Source organism: Butyrivibrio sp. WCE2006 (genome assembly GCF_000701985.1).
Taxonomy (GTDB): Bacteria; Bacillota; Clostridia; order Lachnospirales; family Lachnospiraceae; genus Butyrivibrio.
In genome coordinates this window covers 1-2754 of record NZ_JNKH01000084.1, presented here as the reverse complement: position 1 = coordinate 2754, position 2754 = coordinate 1, and the positions used below count along the sequence as shown (strand labels likewise).

Genomic DNA, 2754 nt, shown 5'->3' with positions numbered 1-2754 from the left:
ATGAGGAGTACCCTCACCTACATAGTTCTTGGTTTCATCATTAGAATCGATTTCATCCTTGTAATACTTAACGATATATGTTGCTGTCTTTCGAGTATACAGCACCTTGATAACCTGCGGAACAGGTGTTCCATCTTGATTATAAGTACTTTCCTGCATTACGTAAGGAACAGGATTCTGCTGTACACCATCAAGATAGTAATCAGGATTATCTAATGCATTTTTCTTATAATTTAGCTTACCATCCTGGTCACCAGAAACTAACCTGATTGGTGTACCAACCTCAGCTGTAAATTTGCTACTCTCACCTACACAGTTCTTGGTTTCATCATTAGGATCGATTTCATCCTTGTAATACTTAACGATATATGATGCTTCTTTCTTCTTCCAAACACCAAAGAGTGTATTGTTCTGGTTAGGAAGTTCATCAACACCAACAACATCTCCAACCTTGAAATCAACTGTATAGACATTCTCAGCGTTAGGCTCGTACTTTTTCCATCCAAGAAGTTCATAATTTTCTCTTGTAAAGCCGGCATCTGTTATCGTAAGTTCTGTGTTAAGCTGAAGCTTATCATACTTTACTGTTGTCTTATCTGTATTTACTGTACAATTCTGAGACTCATCTGAAGCCAGACTTGTTGTTCCACCATTACCATTATAGATAATCTTTGTGGTCTTGATATTATCATCCTTCTTAGGCTTATAAACTGCCTTCAGATGAACTTCATATCTGAATTTAGGATCTTCTGTCTCTGAACTTCTTAAATCTGTCTTCTTAGCGTCAGACTTAAATACACCATATTCATGGCCTTCTTTTACAACTGTATCTGTGTCTTCGAATTCGCCGGTTGTATTATTGTATTTCTGTACAACCCAATGTGAGAAGATCTTATCCTCAGATGTTATCTCAGCATACTCTGAAGGAATATCAAGTGCAGTCGCAGTTGCCTGATCTGCATAAAGTACATCTTTTGTCTCATCCACATAGATTTGCTTTGTGCCATTTTCTACATAGTAATAAACATTAATACCATCGGCACCAATAAGTTCATCACGCCACCTAGCATAGAGATCAAGGCTATTTAATATCCACCTACGGTTTGTATCTTTATTTGTACTCTCTGTAGAATTACCAAAAGCATCAAGTTCGGTAGATCTTGACTTATCATATGTGTCCGGGGCTGTTGAATCATTAAGCGCATAGGCTTCGATATTGAATGGCTTATAGACATCTTTTCCATCCACAACTGTCTTTGTATACCAGCCTATCAGCTTCTTATCATCTCTTATTACTTTATCAATACCTTCAATTTTCTCACCATAATTTACCCTAAAGGAAGCACTTAAACCAGCTGCTTCAAAGTTGTCCTTATATGTTGTTTCCGTTGTAGGAACATCCGGATGAAGGAATATACGATACTCTTTACGGATCCATCTTGCATATACAGTGATGTTATCCTTACTCATTGTAAGGTCATGACCATTTTTATCTGTAAATGTAAATCTGTTCAGGCACTGTTCATCTGTAAACCAGCCATCAAAAATAAATCCTTCACGAGACGGGGGATTCTTGTATTTTTCAGTATCCTTAATGCTATTTCCTACACTCGCATCATATAGAATAGGATCACTGTCATACAAATGTCCTCTACCCTCGTATTCTAGTAAACGTGTATTATTTATTGCCTCAGAACCATCTTCTTCTGCATCGTGACCATTTACAAACAGACCATCATAGTATGCTACAACACCTGATAATCTCTTGTAGTAATAATAAACAGTTCTTTTTTGTACATTTCCTTCTCTGCCATTTTCCTCATTTTCCGTTTTTTCATATTCAAATCCCGGATAATCAGGATGATGCTGTCCCGAAAAATCAGCTCTGGATCTTACTCCCAATGTACTTTCATCAATCGTAGTTTCTGAACCTGACTTGTAAGGAACATACTCCTTGCCCTCATATGTTCTTATTTGTGCCGCAGGAGTTGTTGTATCCTCCGGAAGCTTTTCTACATAAATCCTATATGTGTAATCATATATAAGATCAGGATCATATCTGGCATTAAGGTAGTTACCATTTGGATTTTTCCAATCACCCAGAATCATCTCATCCATTGTAGAAATAACACCTTTAACAGTATTTCCACCATTGCCACTTCCGGTTCTTGCTCCTGCAGTGGGCATGAGGATCCAGCTGATCATATTGAGCCCGGTTACTTCCTCCATTCTTGTGAAGGCACTATACTGAGGCCACACATCACTAATGGAATCTCCATATCTTTTCGTTACCTTAAAAAGATAATATCCTCCTTCAGACACTGCTCCAGGAATAATGCTAACATCGAATTTATCCTTTACATGTCTATCATCATTCTCATAATGATACATTTCAAGCTGATTACTACCCTTAATCTTAGCAATTCTAAACTGAAGATTATATTCAATTCTGTTGAAATGGTGACTTGTAATAGTTAATTCCACTTTGTAAGAGTAAATTCCACCTTGTAGGAGTAAATTCCACGGGGTGGAGTTTTCTTTTTACAAAAATGATGGATTTTATCCACATTTACGGCTATAATAGCACAAAAGTCGGAAAAATGCGTATGACAATCAGAAGTCGAGTTCACGTTGTCCTGTTAAGAGTTAGTGAATTCCACCCCTAAGAGAAGTAGGTATGAAAGTCATCCAACCACGCAGAACTCCGGCTTTTTTATTATGAAATGGAAGTTTCTGCTCCGCAGAAACCTCGGA

Annotated in this window: 1 protein-coding gene; it reads right to left on the bottom strand. The window is 37.5% G+C overall.

Features of this window, described 5'->3' with window-relative positions; genetic code table 11:
• Positions 1–2484 (bottom strand): InlB B-repeat-containing protein (locus tag T501_RS19285; RefSeq protein ID WP_044917140.1); only part of this gene is annotated, 2484 nt, incomplete at its 3' end.
• Positions 2485–2754: the final 270 nt, after the last annotated feature.